General features: G+C 61.1%; 15 protein-coding genes. 7 read left to right on the plus strand and 8 right to left on the minus strand.

The features are described from left to right. The first annotated feature begins 45 nt into the window (after window positions 1-45). From A4R29_RS02230 to A4R29_RS02245, 4 genes are all read left to right on the plus strand, one after another. Window positions 46-873 carry an SDR family NAD(P)-dependent oxidoreductase gene (locus A4R29_RS02230; protein ID WP_027164258.1) on the plus strand — a complete coding sequence of 276 codons (828 nt, stop codon included), beginning with the start codon at window positions 46-48 and terminating at the stop codon, window positions 871-873. A 227-nt stretch (window positions 874-1100) separates the two neighbouring features. Then, window positions 1101-2171 (plus strand): SGNH/GDSL hydrolase family protein, encoded by a 1071-nt coding sequence (locus A4R29_RS02235; RefSeq protein WP_081714202.1) that lies wholly within the window; start codon window positions 1101-1103, stop codon window positions 2169-2171. Further along, on the plus strand, window positions 2168-3274 hold the full coding sequence (locus A4R29_RS02240; RefSeq protein ID WP_024501842.1) for an acyltransferase family protein: 1107 nt from the start codon (window positions 2168-2170) through the stop codon (window positions 3272-3274). The genes A4R29_RS02235 and A4R29_RS02240 overlap by 4 nt, the downstream gene beginning before the upstream one ends. Before the next feature lie 255 nt (window positions 3275-3529). Beyond that, window positions 3530-4840: an O-antigen ligase family protein gene (locus A4R29_RS02245; protein WP_024501841.1), complete on the plus strand. Its 1311-nt coding sequence runs from the start codon at window positions 3530-3532 to the stop codon at window positions 4838-4840. Between the two features lie 121 nt (window positions 4841-4961). Here A4R29_RS02245 and A4R29_RS02250 read toward each other — a convergent pair whose 3' ends face one another. Together A4R29_RS02250 and A4R29_RS02255 are read right to left on the minus strand one after the other, a co-directional pair. Continuing rightward, the gene (locus A4R29_RS02250) at window positions 4962-6227 is read right to left on the minus strand and encodes a polysaccharide biosynthesis/export family protein (RefSeq protein ID WP_063171085.1); all 1266 of its coding nucleotides are present in this window, start codon (window positions 6225-6227) and stop codon (window positions 4962-4964) included. Between the two features lie 100 nt (window positions 6228-6327). Continuing rightward, complete coding sequence (locus A4R29_RS02255; protein ID WP_013528120.1) at window positions 6328-7005, minus strand: sugar transferase; 678 nt, start codon at window positions 7003-7005, stop codon at window positions 6328-6330. A gap of 601 nt (window positions 7006-7606) precedes the next feature. On the opposite strand from A4R29_RS02255, the gene A4R29_RS02260 reads away from it, so the two are divergent. Then, a complete protein-coding gene (locus tag A4R29_RS02260; RefSeq protein WP_013528119.1) occupies window positions 7607-7882 on the plus strand; it encodes an exopolysaccharide production repressor ExoX protein in 276 nt (91 codons plus the stop codon). Window positions 7883-7990: 108 nt separating this feature from the next. Here the strand turns inward: A4R29_RS02260 and A4R29_RS02265 are convergent, their stop codons facing one another. From A4R29_RS02265 to A4R29_RS32555, 6 genes are all read right to left on the minus strand, one after another. Beyond that, window positions 7991-9835, minus strand: a complete 1845-nt coding sequence (locus tag A4R29_RS02265) for an ABC transporter ATP-binding protein (RefSeq protein WP_032809899.1) — start codon at window positions 9833-9835, stop codon at window positions 7991-7993. An 8-nt stretch (window positions 9836-9843) separates the two neighbouring features. Next, window positions 9844-10830, minus strand: coding sequence for a phosphoenolpyruvate carboxykinase (ATP) (locus tag A4R29_RS02270; RefSeq protein ID WP_027164261.1), 987 nt, complete (start codon window positions 10828-10830; stop codon window positions 9844-9846). Then, window positions 10827-12749, minus strand: coding sequence for a lasso peptide isopeptide bond-forming cyclase (locus A4R29_RS02275; protein ID WP_027164262.1), 1923 nt, complete (start codon window positions 12747-12749; stop codon window positions 10827-10829). The genes A4R29_RS02270 and A4R29_RS02275 overlap by 4 nt, the downstream gene beginning before the upstream one ends. Continuing rightward, on the minus strand, window positions 12746-13123 hold the full coding sequence (locus A4R29_RS02280) for a lasso peptide biosynthesis B2 protein (protein WP_024501836.1): 378 nt from the start codon (window positions 13121-13123) through the stop codon (window positions 12746-12748). Before A4R29_RS02280 ends, A4R29_RS02275 begins: the two co-directional genes overlap by 4 nt. A 169-nt stretch (window positions 13124-13292) precedes the next feature. After that, window positions 13293-13607 (minus strand): PqqD family protein, encoded by a 315-nt coding sequence (locus A4R29_RS02285; RefSeq protein ID WP_027164264.1) that lies wholly within the window; start codon window positions 13605-13607, stop codon window positions 13293-13295. 137 nt (window positions 13608-13744) lie between these two features. Next, window positions 13745-13897: a lasso peptide gene (locus A4R29_RS32555; protein WP_010913078.1), complete on the minus strand. Its 153-nt coding sequence runs from the start codon at window positions 13895-13897 to the stop codon at window positions 13745-13747. Between the two features lie 515 nt (window positions 13898-14412). Between A4R29_RS32555 and A4R29_RS02290 the strand changes: the two genes are divergently transcribed. Both A4R29_RS02290 and A4R29_RS02295 read left to right on the plus strand, forming a co-directional pair. Then, window positions 14413-15537: a nucleotidyltransferase family protein gene (locus tag A4R29_RS02290; protein WP_013528113.1), complete on the plus strand. Its 1125-nt coding sequence runs from the start codon at window positions 14413-14415 to the stop codon at window positions 15535-15537. A 91-nt stretch (window positions 15538-15628) separates the two neighbouring features. Continuing rightward, window positions 15629-16651 (plus strand): glycosyltransferase family 2 protein, encoded by a 1023-nt coding sequence (locus A4R29_RS02295; protein ID WP_027164265.1) that lies wholly within the window; start codon window positions 15629-15631, stop codon window positions 16649-16651. The last annotated feature ends 183 nt before the right edge of the window (window positions 16652-16834 follow it).

Consider the following 16834-nt stretch of genomic DNA (forward strand, 5'->3'; position numbering starts at 1 on the left):
GGTCAGGACTGATTGCCTGCCCAAACGAAGCGGAGACCGTGCGCCATGAACAACCTTTCCGGCCGTAGCGCCATCGTGACCGGCGGTTTCTCGGGCATGGGCTTCGCCATTGCCACGGCTTTGGCCGAGGCTGGGGCCAATGTCGCCGTCGGCTCCTACATCGCGCCTGCCGGCGCCGACAGATCCGATGCCGCCTACTATCCGGCCGCCGACGAGATCGAGCGCGTGCGCTCGGCCCTTGCCGCTCATGGAACGAAAGTTCACGCCGCACACCTTGACGTTCGCGACAGCGACGTCACCAACCGTTTCGCGGCTGACGCCGAGACGGCCATCGGCCCCGCCGACATTCTGGTCAACGCCGCCGGCACCACCGCCGAGCAGCCGGTCTGCGGCCATTCCGACGCGCTTTGGGACAAGATCGTCGACACCAACCTGACCGGCGCCTTCCGCGTCACGCGTGCCGTGCTGCCGGGTATGATCGAGCGCGGCTGGGGCCGCATCGTCAACATTGGCTCGACGGCCGCCTTGGTCGGGTGGAAGGACAACCCGGCCTACTGCGCGTCCAAGGCCGGCCTGCTGGGTCTCACTCGCTGCGTGGCGCTGGAAGGGGCGGCGCATGGCGTCACCTGCGTCATGATCAGCCCGACCTGGGTCGAGACCGAACTGATGCGCCGCAATGTGGCGCAGGTCGTGGAGCGCGAAGGCAAGGGGCGCACGCCAGAGGAAGCGATGGCCGAGATCGCCAGGGGCAACCCGCAGCAGCGCCTGCTGCAGCCGCAGGAGATCGCCGCACTGGCCGTCTTCCTGTGCTCGGATCTCGCCAAGGGCATCACCATGGAAAACATCCAGATCACCGGCGGAGCGCTTTGGTAGCGCTCCAGCGGGGTGCTTGCGAAAAGTCCAACTGACGGGGACTGAAAAGGACCAGTGTCTAAAAAGGCGCCGGCATCAGGCGGGGCGCTTCCGCTTGCGACGACCGCCTTAGGACGGATTTTTCGCACGCGCCCTGCATCTCGCATGTGCGAAAAGTTCTTTCGCATCTGCGAGAAAAGGTGTTTACTGCTCTTGTAGCACTCGCCATTCTCACAGGCTGACTCTAGATGAAAGTAGCCGGTCTTCGGCCATTCCTGATAGCAGTGTTGGCGGCAGCTGGGTTAAATGGGCTCACTGATCGCTGTGCGCTTGCCGGGGAATCGGAGTTGCACAGCGCGCGGCTGGTTGGTCGCTTTTTGGCGACCGGAACCCAAGCCACATTTGAATGGCCGGGAACTGCCATCGAGGTTGAATTCCAAGGGGCATGGCTCGACGTAGTGCTTGACGACACAGGCCGCAACAGCATGGTCGTTGATGTTGACGGTGCTGTATCCCGCCTTGACTTGAAGAAGGGCGAACACACCTACAGAGTCGTATCGGATACGGTGGCCGCCCGGCACGCCGTGCGTCTTGTCCGCCGAACCGAAGCGTCATTCGGCGCGACTGTTCTCAAGGATATCCGGACCGACGGATCTTTTCTGCCGCCGCAGCCGAAAACCCGCAGCTTTTTAGTCATCGGCGACTCCATCTCGGCGGGTTACGGCGTCGAGGGCAAGGACGCCAAATGCCGGTTTAGCGCCGATACCGAGAACCAGTACTTGACCTTTGCCGCAGTCGTGGCGCGCCGCTTTGGAGCAGACGTTACGACGCTTGCAGCATCCGGGAAGGGCCTTGTCCGCAATTATGATGGCAGCACCAACGCAACGATGCGCGACCTCTACACGCGACTGATGCCGTCACGTCCTGACCGGGAGCAACTGCCTGATACCAATGTCATTGTCGTGCATCTCGGCAGCAACGATTTCAGTGGTGGCGCGCGGCCGCCGGATTTTGTCGCACGCTACGCGGACTTGCTTGCCCAATTGCGCGCCAACGCGCCTGGCGCAATGATCTATGCCGGTATCGGCCCGATGCTTTGGGGCGCCGACCTCGATGCCGCGGTGTCGGCCGTGAACAAGGCCGTGGCGGTCCGTCGTGCCGCGGGTGAAAGAAAAATTGCTCTGATACGATTCGACAGTCCGGGAGGAGTTGCTTCACGCGGCTGCGACTCGCATCCAAATGAAATCGGCCAGGGTCATATGGCCGATGAACTTGAGGCCCGTGTGAAAGCGGACCTTGGCTGGGAAGAGACAAAATGACTGTAGCTTCGACGGTTGGCGTAGAATCACCAACGGTGCTGCCGGACAGCACCAATGTTCGTCGCAAGCTGCTCGGGCTCCAAGTTCTAAGGTTCGTCGCCGCTTTTGCGGTGGTATTGTTCCATATTGGAAGCGGTTTTCAAATAGAGTTTGGTCTTAAGGAAAATATCTTTGGGTTCGGAGCGTCAGGCGTTGATATATTCTTCGTAATCAGTGGATTTATAATCGCTTACACCACCGATGAGGCCAAAGGCGCCTGGCAATTCTGTCGCCGCCGCATAGTTCGTATCGTTCCGCTCTATTGGACGCTGACGGCAGGTATCGTGTTGATTGCGCTGATGAAACCCGGTCTGCTGAATTCGACCGTCGTGAGCGGCGAAACGATCCTGAAATCACTGTTCTTCATCCCGTTCGAAAAGGTCGACGGTTCGATTCAGCCGCTGCTCTTTCTCGGCTGGAGCCTCAATTATGAGATGTTCTTCTATGCAATATATGCTGCGTGCATAGCTTGCGGCCTGCGCGGCCCACTGTCGCCATCCATGTTCATAGTAGTTCTCGTGGCGATGGGTCAATTCATCCAGAGTGAAAACGTCGCTTGGCGCTTTTATACAAATCCGCTGATGCTGGAATTTGTTTTTGGCATCTTACTTTACCTGGCATATGTGCATAGTGCGAAGCTTTTCGTGGGACGTACGTGGCTTATGCTTGCGATTTTCGTGGCGACAATAGCCATTCGGCAAATGATACCTGATTTGCCCTGGCTTCTGGCGAACGGCGTCCCTGCCGTGGTTTTAACCGCCGCCGCTTTGTCTTGGTCGCCCCCCCGGACGCGCGCGATAACATTTCTGGTTTTGCTCGGAGATGCATCATATTCGCTCTACCTCTCGCACCCCTATGTGATCCAGCTGGCGAGCAAACTGCTACCGCATCAGTCGGGGCTGATGGCGCAGGGGCTGGCCGGCATCGTGGCATGCGCGCTGTCCATAGCGGTATCAATTGTCCTTTATACGATGATCGAGCGACCCGCGCAGGCTCTCTTCAATGGCTTGGCAGCCCGTAGGCAAGCCTCCTCGACGCTCAGGAAAACCGAAAATCATATCTGACTCGCGATGGGAACAGGCCGCCCACTGCCTCTGGATTTGTGACGGATCGCCCCTGTTCCAAGGTGCGACGACTCGGTATCCGCCGCTTGGCCAATTCGCGTAAGATAAGTTGACCGGATTTGCCATTGAGCGCCGGGCGCGATAGGTTATATTGCACTGCACAATGGAGAAGCCGTTTATTGCACGCCCATGTCTGCGAAAAATCCGGCCGGCTCATGGCTTGCCGGCACTGGGTCGTGTCGGCGGGACTCTGAGATGAAGATTCCAAAGTCCCTGCTGGTCGATCCCGAGAAGAACTCGGTCTATGGCGCCTTTGCCGTAGCCGTCTCGATCTGGGCGTTTTCCTATTCGTTCATTTTCGGCCAGGTGCTGATCCTGGCCTACTACGCGGTCTGGCTTCCACTCGTCCTGGTCGACTACCGGCGGTTTCTGCGGCATCTGTCCAGCGCCTGGCTGCCGCTGCTGTTTGCCGCCTATGTCTGCTTCTCGATTTTCTGGTCGGTTGCGCCGGGCATCACGGCAAGGACGGCGTTCCAATATCTCTCTCATATCGCTTGTGCCTATATCGCGGCGCGCACCGTCAGCGTGCGCGCATTGACGATAGGCGCCCTGGTCGGGATTTTCTTCATCCTGCTGTATTCGTTGCGGGTCGGCAATTATTCCGACGATGTTCTCGACGGCACCTACAATTTCGTCGGCGCGTTTGCCTCCAAGAACCAGCTCGGTTTTGTCGCCTCGCTCGGCATATATTTCAGCGTGGTGTTCCTTGCCTTTTACAGGCGCGGCCGGCTGAGCCTCATGCTTACAGCGCCTCTCATTCTGCTGTCGGCCTATCTGCTGTTCGTCTCGCATTCCGCCACCTCGATGGCCTCTATACCGGCGGTTTTGGCGCTGGTGACGCTTCTTGCGATGAGCAAAATTTTGTCACGGCGCTACCGCCGGGTGATTTTCCTGATCGGCGCCGGTCTGCTGGTCGTGACTGCCTTTGTCGCCTTGAATCTCGGGCTGATGGACTTCGTCCTCGGCCTCTTCGGCAAGGATTCGACGCTCACCGGACGGACCTATCTGTGGGAGCAGGGCTGGAATGCCGTGCAGAAATCGCCGATTCTCGGCGTCGGCTATGCCGCCTATTGGGTGCAGGGCTTCGCCGAAGCCGAGCGGCTGTGGAACGAGTTCTACATCACCACCCGCACCGGCTTCCACTTCCACAACACCTATATCGAGGCTCTTGTCGAACTCGGCTTCGTCGGAGCGACGCTGGTATCGCTGATCGTGCTGCGCACGCTCTACGGCCACGTGTCGGCGGTGGTCTTCAAGACATGGCGGGCCGAGCCGGTGATCCTCGCCGGCGTGATGGTGCTGCTGCTGATTCGTTCCTTCGTCGAGGTCGAGATACTCAACCCCTATTTTACGGGTTCCTTCTTGATGTACTACAGTTTCTTCAAGCTGGCGCGGCTGCCCGTTACTACCCGCACGCGGCGGTCGCAGGCGCCGGCGGATGCGGCCACGGGTGAAGCTGATTGGCCCCGGCATGCCGGCCGTCCGGCGGCCGCTGGGTCGTCATAAGCAATCAACTCGCGGGTTGAAGTCAGGGCAGCGGGAAGCCTTCGCCTGGCAAGCATGGTGCTCAGCAAAAATCCGCCCCTCACGGGACGGATTGAGATGCTGGATGGTATCGGGCTGTGGGCTACTGGCTGGCCAGCGGCGCCAGCTTGACCTTGATCACATCGCCAGGCAGCACGAGTGTGTCTTCCTTGGCGGCGATTTCGCTGGTCTTGCCGTCGATATTGCGCACCAGTGAATAAAGCAGGGCGGGCTGCTCATCATTTGTCATGGCGGCCACAGTCGCGGGATCGGTAGCCTGGGCTATCAGGCCTTTCTGCATATTCGCCTTCAGCGCGGCTTCGTTCAGGTCGGCTTCGGTCTGCTGCCGGGCGGTAGCGAGGTTTGAACTCAAGGTGTTCTGGGCATCGATGGCGTCCTGCTTCGCCTTGCTGATCGACTGCTTGGCGGTGAGGATGGCGGTTTCGTAGTCCAGGATCTTGCCCTGCAGGTCGGCAACCGACTGGCGCGAATCCAGCAGTCGGGCGTTGGCGATCAGGCCTTTCTGCGCTAGCGGGCCGATGCTGGCGAGCTGCTGCTGCGCCAAGTCGACCTGCTGCTGCTGGTTGACGATCTTCTTCTGCAGCGATTCGATCTCGGATTCCAAAACCCCTTTGAGATCGTCGAGCGCTTCAAGCTTCAGCTTCAGCGCCTTTTGGTCCGCTGTCAGGATAGTCATTTCGTCCGCGACGATGGCTGGCAGTCTCGGATCGCCCTCGACCTCCTTAGGCACGTCGAAACTGGCCTTGCCGGCCATATCCGCGTCGATGCGGGCGCGCCTGACGATCAGCCGAATGCGCTGGTCGTCGGAGACATCGAAATTGCCCTTGGCGGTAACCAAGTCCTTGCCGAGTTGAGGTCCGTAGTCGGCGTTTCGCCGGATGCCTCCGGCGACGCTGATGGCCTTCAACACTGTCAGGTCAGGCACATATGGAAACTGGCCGGGGTTCTGGACTTCGCCCGAAATGTAGAATGGCCGGAACTGCGCCATCTCGACCGAGGCTTCCGGTCTGTCTGACAAAGCGAGTTTTTTCTGCAAAGCCTCGCCGATCGCCGTTGCGATTTCGGACGTGGTCTTGCCGGAGGCCGGCAGTTCGCCGGCGAACGGCACCGACAGCGTGCCGGATGGACCGACCGTGTACTCGCCATTCACCGCCGACCAGTCACGGAATGTGCCTTCCACGGTCTGCCATTCGGCGACGCGGATGGTGAGCTTGTCCTGCGAGCCGAGGCGATAGTCGCCGGCGGCGGCGATGTGCGGGACGACGAGGGCCATGGCAAGGCATGTGGCCAGCAAACGCGCCCGCCGCAGGCGGCCGGAAACCGGGCCGCCGCGAAAGGCTTCGAACAAATCTGTTTTCAACTCAACGTTCCGATCCGCTATAGCCCCATCGCCCGATGAGCTTGCGTCGAATGGCCGACGCCAATGTCTGGCATTGGCCACCGGCCGGTCAGTAAGAACCGCGCGACATCCAGACGGCCGGGACGGTCTTGATGATGATGCGAACGTCCTCGAACAGCGACCAGTTCTCAACATAGTGACGGTCGAAGGCGACGCGGCTGTCATAGGACACATCGTTGCGGCCGCTGACCTGCCACAGGCCGGTCAGGCCCGGACGCGATTTCAGATAGTAGACGGCGGATGTGCCATAGATCTCTAGTTCGTCGCGCACAACCGGACGCGGACCGACAAGGCTCATATCGCCCTGCAGGATGTTGATGATCTGCGGCAACTCATCGAGGCTGAGTTTCCTCAGCACTGCTCCAACGCGGGTGACGCGCGGGTCGTTCTTCAGCTTGCGGGTCGCGATCCATTCCGCGTTGGCGTCCGGGTTGGTGGCGAGATAGGCTGCTAGCACCTTGTCGCCGTCCGGAACCATGGTGCGGAACTTCAGGCACGGAAAAATCCGTCCGCCCCGCCCGATTCGCCTGTGGCCGTAGAAAATCGAGCCGCCGTCGGAAAACTTGACGAGCAGCGCTATCATGACAAATAGCGGGCTGAGGGCGATCAAGCCAATCAGTGAACCGGTGATATCGAAGCTGCGTTTGAGCAGGCCGCCGATCGGCGGCGGAAAATCGATGTCAGCCTGCGAAAAGCTCGCGGTGGCTGACTTGGCAACGTCCCTCATGCCGTAAACTCCATGCGTTGAACGAATGGTTCACCACACGATACCAAAAAAATGTTGCAGCGCAACACACAATTTACCACCCCGTTGAAATAGTCACGTCATGAAATGACTAAATAATAAGCTTGCCATGCACAAATTTCGGCATATTTAGCACATTTGTGACAATAAATGGGCACAGCCGAAAAAATAGAGGCCTTTGTGGGGCGGTTTTTAGGCGGACCTACCTATTTGCCAAGGCGAGGTACAAACTAGTGCTTCATCATGCCGTGATGCTTGGTCAAAACCATATAAAATACTACTTAATATTGGCCATTTTACTGAAAAATATCGACGAGAGGATATCGGCCTAGCTCCCGTTGCGTGCATTGCAACATGGCAGAGTCGATCGCAAAAGCTCGATCAAAAATAACCGAAGTTGCCCTTGCCGCCTATTGCTCGCCTTAATAGAATTGCAAATTATACCTGTCACGGTGACGACAGGTGGAAAAGGCCGGAAGCAACCGGTCGAGAGTGGGCGACCTTAACAAGCCCACATGACAAGGGACGGCGCTCGGGTGGGGCAATCGCGATAATACCCGAGCCGGTTTATGGGCTGTTGGGTATGGCACTTCCAAAATTCATCCTCGGGATGATTTTCGCTCTGGCGATCGTCGTCGGCTGGTCCTGGCTGGGCGGTGCGTCGATAGGCACGATATTGGTGCGTGTCATCATCTGCGCCGTGACCATTCAGGCCGGCTATTTCGTGCTCATCTACACCATGATCGCCAGGAGCGCGCCGACGCCTGCCGACATAGCTCGTGACGCCGAGCGCAAACTGAACGCACCCGAGGTCGCCGAAAGCGAGAAGCTCGGCGGTGCCAGGCGCGGCCTGCATTGATGCAGACTGCTCAAACGTGGCCGGTTTGGCGGCAACGACATGCTTCGAGACAAAGGGACCAAAGCGCCGCGTGAATCCGTCTCGGCGCGACGCGTCCTGGCCGCCGGCTCACGCCACATCAGCGGGTTCGCTCTCCGACTGTTCCCCCAACAGCATCCTCGACAACCGGCTGCCGGTTTTTTCCTTCAGCCGCTGATATTGGCCGACCTCGACGATACGGCCGTTTTCCATCGCCACCACCCAGTCGGCGAAGGCGATCATCGACGGCCGGTGCGCGATGGTCAGGATCGTCATCGTACCGCGTAATCCGTCGATCGACCTGGCGATCAGCGACTGGTTCTGCCAGTCGAGCGCGCTGGTCGCCTCGTCGAGGATGAGCAGCGACGGCTTGCGCAGCAGCGCGCGCGCGAGCGCGATGCGCTGACGTTCGCCGCCCGAGAGCCGCACGCCGCGATCGCCGACCACCGTCTCGAGCCTGAGGTCGAGCCGTTCGACAAACTCGCCGGCGTGCGCCTGACGCAGCGCGGCCCACAGATCGCCATCGCTGGCCCGTGGCGCGGCGAGGCGCAGGTTCGCCGCGATCGTGTCGTGCAGGAGGAACACGTCCTGCGGCACATAGGCCACCTGGTCGCGCCAGCGACGGCGATTGCTGGCATCGATCTCGACGCCATCGACAAGCATCTTGCCAGTGGTGGGCTCCAGCAGGCCAAGCAGCATGTCGGCGATCGTGCTCTTGCCCGATCCGGACGGCCCGATCAGGGCGGTGACCTTGCCGGCCGGCAGGCCGAAGGTGATGCCGCTCACCACCGCCTTGTCGACAGCATCTCCGTAGGCGAAGGACACGCCGCGAATATTCAATCCCGTATTGAGGGAGAGTGTCCCGGCGTCGGCGAACTCGGTATGGCCGGGTTCGCGTTCGGCGTCGAAACGTGCCTGCAGGCTGCGCATTGCCGTAAAGGCGGGCAGGTTGATCAGCACTTGCTGGGCCTGCGTCTGCATGTCCATGAAGCGCGGCGCGATACGCATGAAGACCAGGAGCAGGACGACGATCTCGGCCAGCGACAGGTTGAAGCGGACCAAAGCCACATAGATGAACAGGCTCAGGCCCACGACGCTCGCCACCTGGAATACAGCAGTGCCGATGGTGCTGTTGCGCACATAGTCGATGTTGTCGGCCTTCATCCTCTCAAGCGTCGACCGCAGCTGCGCGAAATAGCTGTCCTCGACGTTCAGGCTCTTGGCCACCTTGATGCCGCCGAGAAATTCCGAGACCGTCCGGTACTGGTCCTGGCGATTGGCGGTCAGCACACGGCCGAAGGCAGTGGCCCGTGCCCGGAAGGGCCGCAGCGCCACGAACATCAGGATGCCGACGACCACGGCAAACAGCGTCATGACCGGCGAGATAAACACGGAAACCAGGAGATAGCCGGCCAGAAGAACGGCGATTTGCACCAGCATCAGCAGTGAGAAAGCCGCGCCCTGGACGCGGTCGATGTCGCCGGTCAGGGCATGATCGAGGTCGGAACTGCGCATGCGTGTAAAAACGCCCCAGCGCGCCTTGCCGATGCTTTCGAACAGGTTCATGCGAACGCGATTGATGAAATCGAACAGCAATTTGGCCATGTAGACCGACTTGAAGCGATTGAACGCCGCCTGCGCCGCAACAAGCCCGACCAGCGCGCAAAGCACGGTCGTCAGTTGCAGCGTGCCATCAGGCACCAGCCAGCGCACGAAATCATCATTGGGCAGCCGAACAGCGAAATCCTGGTCGGCACGTCCGACCAGATGCAGCAGCGGGACGAGCAGCAGGATCGAAATGCCCTCGGTCAGGCTGCCGAGGATGAGGAAGAACAGCGCCGTCCACGTTCGCCGGCCGCCGATCCGGGCAATGGTGGCGCCGAAGGCGGCAATTTCTCGAAACAGCGACAGGCGAAGGATTGGGGGCTTCGACATGGTTGCGCTCACAACCGCCGGCTGCCAGCCGACAGATCCTTTTCGATCAGTTCCACGGCTTCGCCGATCCTGTCCAGGCCCGTCGGGACTTCCAGCCGGTACACGCCGATATGGTTGGCAATCCATGAACATTGCCGAAGATGCGCCGTCGCGAAGTCGCCGGGCAGGGCCGCGCGGCCGAAGCGCGTCACATAGGAGAATTTGATGATGGCCGGCAGGGCGGCAATGGCGGGCAAGGGCGTGATGTCAGCCCTTTCGCCGCGCTCGAGGATATAGATCCTGGTCGCCGGCACCTCGTCGCCCGAAAAGCCACCGTTCAGGCGATGCTGCATCTTGTCGATCGCCGCATGCACTTGCGGCCGCACTTCCGCTTCCCCAAGCGAGATCGCCGCCGCGGCGTCGGCCGCCAGCTTGATCTGCGGAAAGCCCGGAACGGTCATTGGCTCACTCGGATTGGCGAGGTCCAGCGCCACCACGTCATCGGTAAGCAGTCGATGCCCGGCCCGGATCATCGCACTTGCGGTCGTCGACTTGCCGGCTCCCTTGTCACCCATGAAGATGGCGCTCGTGCCGGCGGCGGCGATGGCACTGGCATGCAGGACAAGCAGGCCGCGCCGGTGCAAGAGCAGCGCCATGATCGGACCAAGCAGCGGAAACGCGAGCAGCGCGTCGTCGACGCCGGGCGCCGGTTCGATGTCGATACGGCTGGAATCGGTGATCAGGAACGCGCCCACGGCATGCCACGCCAGATATTGCCGGTCCGGCTCGAAGCGAAAGTCGGTCGCGGCTTCGGGCGAGGGCTTTGGCAGGTCGATCGCGCCGACGGCAATCACGACATCCGCCGCCCCCGGCGCCGCCGGCTGCAGTTCGGGCAACGTCACCTCCGACGCGATGGTCAGGCCGTAGGCCCGGTAGAAGCGGCGTTCTCGCTTGGCCCGGCCATGCGAAAAGGCATCATCATTGCATAGAGCGAGCGGCTCGTTGCGCGGCATCATGCGGGGCTCCCGCCATGCTGGAGCTGCCGCAGCCAGAGCGACAGCGAGGCCGAGCGCCAGACATACTGGACATCCAGGGGGGCTGCCTGATCGGGCTGGCGCAGCAGCCGCGCATAGGCGGCACTCACTTGCGGCAGATTGACGTAAGGCGCGATGCGTTTCGCATCCGAGACCAGCAGCTGTTCCAGGAGGTCGCGATGGTTGCGCAGCATGCCGTTGACGAGATTGGCAGTGAAGTCGATCTTGTCGCGCCGCCACTGCACCGCCTCCGGCAATACGCCTTGCATGGCGCGGCGCAGCACATAGCGGCCAAAACCGTGGCTCAGCTTCTCCTCGCCCGGCAGCGCCAGGCAGAACTCGACCAGCGGCTTGTCCCAGAAGGGGTAGCGCGGCTCGACCCCGAAATTGGCGGCGGCTTTGTCGAGAACTTCGAAAGCATGCGGGACATAGCCGTTCGACAGGATCCAACGATGGCTCAAGGCGTCGCTGGCCTGGACGCCGGGCGGCATGTAGCCGGCCCGGTGAAACCGGTCGACAAGCTCGGTGCGCTTGGCCAGGTCCGGATTGATCAGGTCGCGCCAGCTTCGTGCGCGCGACACTTGCGCGGGCTTGCGGATCTTGTTCAGGGCACGGTTGGCCATATGCCTCAGCCTGGCGATGCGCCAGGCCGGCCCGTAGAGGGTCAGGAACTGGAGATAAAGGCCAAGCGTGCTGTCGCCATAGGTGTTGGATGCGCTGCGGACCTCGCGCCACAGATCCATCCATCGGCCGCCATTCGCAAGCTCGTGCAGGTGGCCGTGGCCTTGTGAAACGACCTCGTCGCCACCATGGCCGTCCAGCAGCACCTTGATGCCCTTGGCGCCGGCAGTCCGGTAGATGCCGCGGGTGAGCGTCAGGCCCGGCGCCAGGAACGTTCCTTCCTGTTCTTCCAGCACGCGCTCGAATTCGGCAAATGGGGCATAGTTGCCGACCGGGATCAGCGTCGCGTCGACCTTCTGCTGGTCGAGAACGGCATCGATGAAGGGCCGCTCGTCCATCGGCGAGCCCTTCTCGAAAATCAGCGAGAACGTTGGCAGCCTCGGCTTGCGCGCGGCGGCATTCTGCAGGCTGGCGACACAGGCGATAGACGAGGAATCGAGGCCGCCGCTCAGCATTGCCCCGACCGCCGAGGTCCCACGCATGCGGTTGCGCACCGATTGCGAGAACAGATGGGCGAATTCCTCCGATGCATCCGACCGCAAGGGCCGCGCCGACGGCTCGATCTGCCAGTATCGGCGCAGCATCACTTGTTGCGCGGTGACGGTTAGGCTGTGGCGGGCCGGCAGGCTGAATATATCGCTGTAGGGGGTCGACTGCGGGTCGTCGGGAAGCCCGGCCAGGAAGCCGGAGATCTGGCGCTCGCTGACACGTGCGCGGATACCCTCGACGCCCAGGATCGGACCGATCTCCGACGCAAAGGCAAAACGCCGGTCCGCCGCGTGGTAGTAGAACGGCTTGACGCCAAAATGATCGCGCGCGCAAAACAGCGATTGCCGCTCGTCATCCCAGATGGCGAAGGCGAAATCGCCTTGCAGATGCTCCGGGCAGGCTTCGCCCCAGCGCAGATAGGCCCGCATCAGCACGATCGCGTCGGCTACCGACTGGTCGCGGATACCGAGCCTGGCCAGCAACTCGTCACGGTTGTCCAGCCGGCAATCGGCGGTGATGGCGAGCCGGCCCCCAGCCATCGTCAAAGGGCCCGGACCGACTTCATCCGATGTGTTGAGCCAGGCGTGGCCAAGGGCGATGCTGGTGTCCAGCCACCAAGAACTGCCGTCAGGACCACGATGGCGCATGCGCGCCAGCATTTGCTGAATGTCGGCCGCCGCGACCGCCGGTGCGTTTGCTCCGCGCAACAGGATTCCGGCGACGCCGCTCATCGGCTGCCGTGGTCGACGAGATGGGCGAAGCCGTCGATCGATCCGCCAAGCACGATATGGTTGTCGCTGACCAGCCAGGCATGTGCTTTCAACTGCTCGCCTGTGCCACGTTCGATGCCGATGCGTATCGTCGATTCATTGCCTTGGCGGGCGAGAATATACTGGCCGGAGAGCGCCTGGGTCAGGCACGTGGCGTAAGGGACGAAACGGGCCGCGGCGGCAACGCCCCAGGCGACGCGCCGCAGTTCGCCCATTGAGGCGCACTGCCGCGCGTCGAGGCGCGTCACCAGGCTGCGTACACGATTGTAGGACAACAGCGTCAGCCCCAGCCGAACTGTCGCCACCACCAGCAGGCAATGGCCAAGGAAGATCATTTCCGAGCCAGTCAGGGAGAAAATCCTGACCAGCCCGCGCCGGCTTCCCCCGCGCTTCGTCTGCTTGACGTTTGTTTCTCTCGCCGGTTCCTGCCGTAAAGCCGTGGCCCGCGAAGACAAGGCCGGCGAAACCAGGGCCCGTGAAACCAGGGACTTGTGCTGGACCGGCTTAGACAAGTGCCTCATGATGCCGTCTCGCAAGCCCATTATCGGCCAGGCCCTTCAGCAATGCGTCGACATCGGCCTGGCAGCGCACCGGGTCGACATTGTAGCGCGCAAGCACGGCGCTGCGGATGTCGCCGATCGACCGGGGTTCCTGGATTAAATCCCAGATGAAGGCGCCGACGCCATTCAGGCTGTAGTAGACATTGGATTTGAGATTGAGCAGCGCCAAGCCATCGCCGAACTCGCAAGCCACGGCATCCTTGGTCGCGCACACGCTATCGTGGTCGCCCAGATCACGGTCGGATAGCTCCCCGTTCATCCCCAAACCTCGCTGACAAAACGCTGCGACATCTCCAGGCGGCGCAGGAGAAATCGGGAGGCTGGCCCCCCGACCCCTCTTACGTCTGCTTTTGAATCCAGAGTCCCAACATGTCACTCTGGAATCGGCTGTAGGTCTCAGGAGAACGTCAGGTCGCCAATCGGCGTATGCGCGGGGAACGATGCGTCGATCGCCGTGCTGCCGCCGCCGCCCTGGGTGATGGTCTCAATCGAACCATGGACCGTCAGGCTTGGCGTTTCATATTCATGCTTTTCAACATTCTGTTCCATTTTACTCTCCGATTTAGGACTGGAAACGGCCTGTCGAGTGCCGTCAGCACTTTTATGCTGCAATGCAATAGCTGCACGGCAGCATTTATGAGTCAAGACTGTTTTACTTTCTGTTAATCAATTACGGTTGCTGGCGTCGTCACATGAGCGGCATGCCTAAAACTTGTCACTTTTTTAGCCGATTCCTTGTGCACGACGATCGCTCCCGTGCTGATTCTTTAAGCATTTGATTTTGCTTGCATAAGCTGTTTGCGTTGTGCCTATATTTAGGCCTCTCTAATGAAAAGAATTTCCATTTGAGAAATCGTCCGGAGATTGCCTAAGCCGACGTGGCAAGGGACATTTCAACCGCGGTTTTCACTGCTTTCCGATGCCACCTCGATAGACGCTTTGGTGGCAAAAATTCGCACTGCAGAAGGAAAGGCTTTACGGCATCGAGGTTTTTGGTGATGCTTGCTTCGCACTTGCAGCATAAGTGTCGGCGCGAAACGCTTTCTTGGGAGACTGTGCGCTAAATGGCCTTGCCGGATGGCTCATACGAACGATTGCGCGCCGCCGGCTGTGCCGGCGAGGTGGCCTATGTGCAGGCTTGCCTGCGATTGTTTTTCGCCGGCCCGGGCGCGGGCGACGTTTCGATGCGCCATCTTGACGGTGAAAAAATTGCCGAGATTGCCAGGCTGAACAAGGTCGCCGTCTTTGTCCTCAAGGCGCTTTCGCGCGCACCCGCGCTTCAGAGGCCAACTAAGCTTTTCCAATGGCTCGACACCTACCGCAGGAAAACGGTTTCGATGAACGCGTCCTGCATCATGGATTCGATGGCGATCCAGGACGTGCTGCGCGCCAGCGAGATCGATTTCGTTTTTCTGAAGGGTCCGTTCCAGCAGCAACTTCTCTACGACGACCATTTTATGAAGCCCTCGGGCGATGTCGACATCCTGGTTTCGCCGCTCGGATTTTTCAGGGCGCGTGATGCGCTTCGCAAGATCGGCTATGAGGTATCAGGCAAGTCGAGCTCCGTCTGGTGGGTCCGCTTCCTCGGCGAACAGCACATGACCCGGGACGACGGGCCGAGGTCGTCCACCGTCGATCTCCACTACCGCCTCCAGCAGCCCGGCTCGCCAAGCCCGCGCGACGCGGACGGGTTCCTGCGGCGCAAGCGACAGGTCGAAATCGCCGGTGCGACGGTGCCGTTCACCTCGGTGGCCGATACATTGCTTTTGTCCTGCATCAGCGTCGCCAAGGCACTTTTCAACCGGGAACCCTGCGCCGGATACGTCTGTGATATCGGCGCCAGCGCCGGCCGCCTCGACGAGGCGGATCAGCAGCGTTTGCTCGATGCCGCTACCGCGCAAGGTCTGGACGACACGCTGCTGCTTGGCCTGCGCGCCGCCGACGTGCTACTCGGCGGTGCCGGCACGCTGCTGTCGCAGCGCGCGACCAGGATCCTGCCGCGCATCGGCAATGAGGATCTGCTCAGCATGGTCATCGCGCCGTGGCTGCCGTCGCTGCGGTGGCCGCAGCGGCGAACGGTGCTTTGGGAACTGTGCGGCCGCGCGCCGGTCCGCTATCTGGCCGAAGCAGGCTGGGCGGCGTCCGCCGATATCAGCCGCCGCATCTTCGAGCGGCCGGCGAGTCGCTGAAGGTAAATTGGATGCTGATGGCAATTCTGTAGTGCATCGAACGAGTACGGGGCGAGGGCAAATCGATATTACCTGTACGAGAGGCAAATCCATGTCGATGACGAAATCCGAGGTCTGCGTGATCATCGCGGCAAAAAACGCCGCAGCGACAATCGCCGTCGCCATCGCATCCGCATTGCGCGAACCGGAAGTGGCGGAGGTCGTGGTCGTCGACGATGCCTCCACCGACGACACCGCCGGTGTCGCACGATCCGCCGATGATGGCAGCGGGCGGCTCTCCGTGATGCGCCTCGATGTCAATCGCGGCCCCTCCTTTGCCCGCAACGCAGCCATCGCCGGCTCGAAATCGCCGTTCATCAGCATTCTCGATGCCGACGATTTCTTCCTCGAAGGCCGGTTTCGCAACCTGTTTGCCGGCGCCGATTGGGATTTCGCCGCCGACAACATCATGCTGATCAGGGATGATGCGACGGGCGACGCGACGAAAATCGTCGCGCCGCAATTTGCCGCCGATCCGGAATTCCTCGATTTCGAGCGTTTCGTCGAAGGCAACATCTCCAGGCGCCGCGTGCAGAGGGGCGAATTGGGCTTTTTGAAGCCGGTGATCAGCCGTGCCTTCCTCGACCGCCATGGGTTGAGCTACGACGAGAGCCTGCGGCTGGGCGAGGACTATGAACTCTACGCCCGCGCGGTCGCATGCGGAGCGCGGTTCAAGGTCATTCGCTCCTGCGGCTACGGCGCCATCGTCCGCGCCGATTCCCTGAGCGGCCGCCACAAGACCCAGGACCTGAAGCGTTTGGCCGATGCGGATCTGGCGCTGCTGGCGATCGACAGCCTGCCGGAAGGCTCGAAGGCGGTGCTGCGGCGGCATGAACGGCACGTGCGCGACAAATATCGGCTGCGTAATTTCCTTGACGTCAAGGCCGAGCGGGGGCTGGGCTCGGCTGCGGCTTACGCCTTCGCCAGCCTGTCCAACCTCGTCCCCATCGTCCAGGGCGTGGCTTCCGACAAGCTCGAGGCGCTGTTTCGTCGTGTCGGCCTTGTGTCCAGCCAAAAGTCTGTGCCGCCGCTGCGCTTTCTGATGGCCGGAACCAGCACGGGCAAGGAACGCTGAGAGCGGTCCCGATGCAGCGATTTGTCCACTCGCGGCATGTCATCACGCAAACCATTTCGGTCGGATTTATGAGTTTACGAATTGGGTGGTTGCCTCGCGGCTCCGACGATGGCAGTCTATGTTGCGGTGCAGCATAGTGGACGACCAGCCGAACTTGGCCCCCGATCGGATTGGTCTGATGTC

Origin of the sequence: Mesorhizobium ciceri biovar biserrulae (assembly GCF_001618845.1) — a bacterium.
Classification (GTDB): domain Bacteria; phylum Pseudomonadota; class Alphaproteobacteria; order Rhizobiales; family Rhizobiaceae; genus Mesorhizobium; species Mesorhizobium ciceri.

Bases quoted from the DNA above. Each gene is read 5' to 3' on its own strand.
- A4R29_RS02230 (WP_027164258.1), top strand. From the start codon at position 46: ATGAACAACCTTTCCGGCCGTAGCGCCATCGTGACCGGCGGTTTCTCG.
- A4R29_RS02235 (WP_081714202.1), top strand. From the start codon at position 1,101: ATGAAAGTAGCCGGTCTTCGGCCATTCCTGATAGCAGTGTTGGCGGCA.
- A4R29_RS02240 (WP_024501842.1), top strand. From the start codon at position 2,168: ATGACTGTAGCTTCGACGGTTGGCGTAGAATCACCAACGGTGCTGCCG.
- A4R29_RS02245 (WP_024501841.1), top strand. From the start codon at position 3,530: ATGAAGATTCCAAAGTCCCTGCTGGTCGATCCCGAGAAGAACTCGGTC.
- A4R29_RS02255 (WP_013528120.1), bottom strand. From the start codon at position 7,005: ATGAGGGACGTTGCCAAGTCAGCCACCGCGAGCTTTTCGCAGGCTGAC.
- A4R29_RS02260 (WP_013528119.1), top strand. From the start codon at position 7,607: ATGGCACTTCCAAAATTCATCCTCGGGATGATTTTCGCTCTGGCGATC.
- A4R29_RS02265 (WP_032809899.1), bottom strand. From the start codon at position 9,835: ATGTCGAAGCCCCCAATCCTTCGCCTGTCGCTGTTTCGAGAAATTGCC.
- A4R29_RS02270 (WP_027164261.1), bottom strand. From the start codon at position 10,830: ATGATGCCGCGCAACGAGCCGCTCGCTCTATGCAATGATGATGCCTTT.
- A4R29_RS02275 (WP_027164262.1), bottom strand. From the start codon at position 12,749: ATGAGCGGCGTCGCCGGAATCCTGTTGCGCGGAGCAAACGCACCGGCG.
- A4R29_RS02280 (WP_024501836.1), bottom strand. From the start codon at position 13,123: ATGATCTTCCTTGGCCATTGCCTGCTGGTGGTGGCGACAGTTCGGCTG.
- A4R29_RS02285 (WP_027164264.1), bottom strand. From the start codon at position 13,607: ATGAACGGGGAGCTATCCGACCGTGATCTGGGCGACCACGATAGCGTG.
- A4R29_RS32555 (WP_010913078.1), bottom strand. From the start codon at position 13,897: ATGGAACAGAATGTTGAAAAGCATGAATATGAAACGCCAAGCCTGACG.
- A4R29_RS02290 (WP_013528113.1), top strand. From the start codon at position 14,413: ATGGCCTTGCCGGATGGCTCATACGAACGATTGCGCGCCGCCGGCTGT.
- A4R29_RS02295 (WP_027164265.1), top strand. From the start codon at position 15,629: ATGTCGATGACGAAATCCGAGGTCTGCGTGATCATCGCGGCAAAAAAC.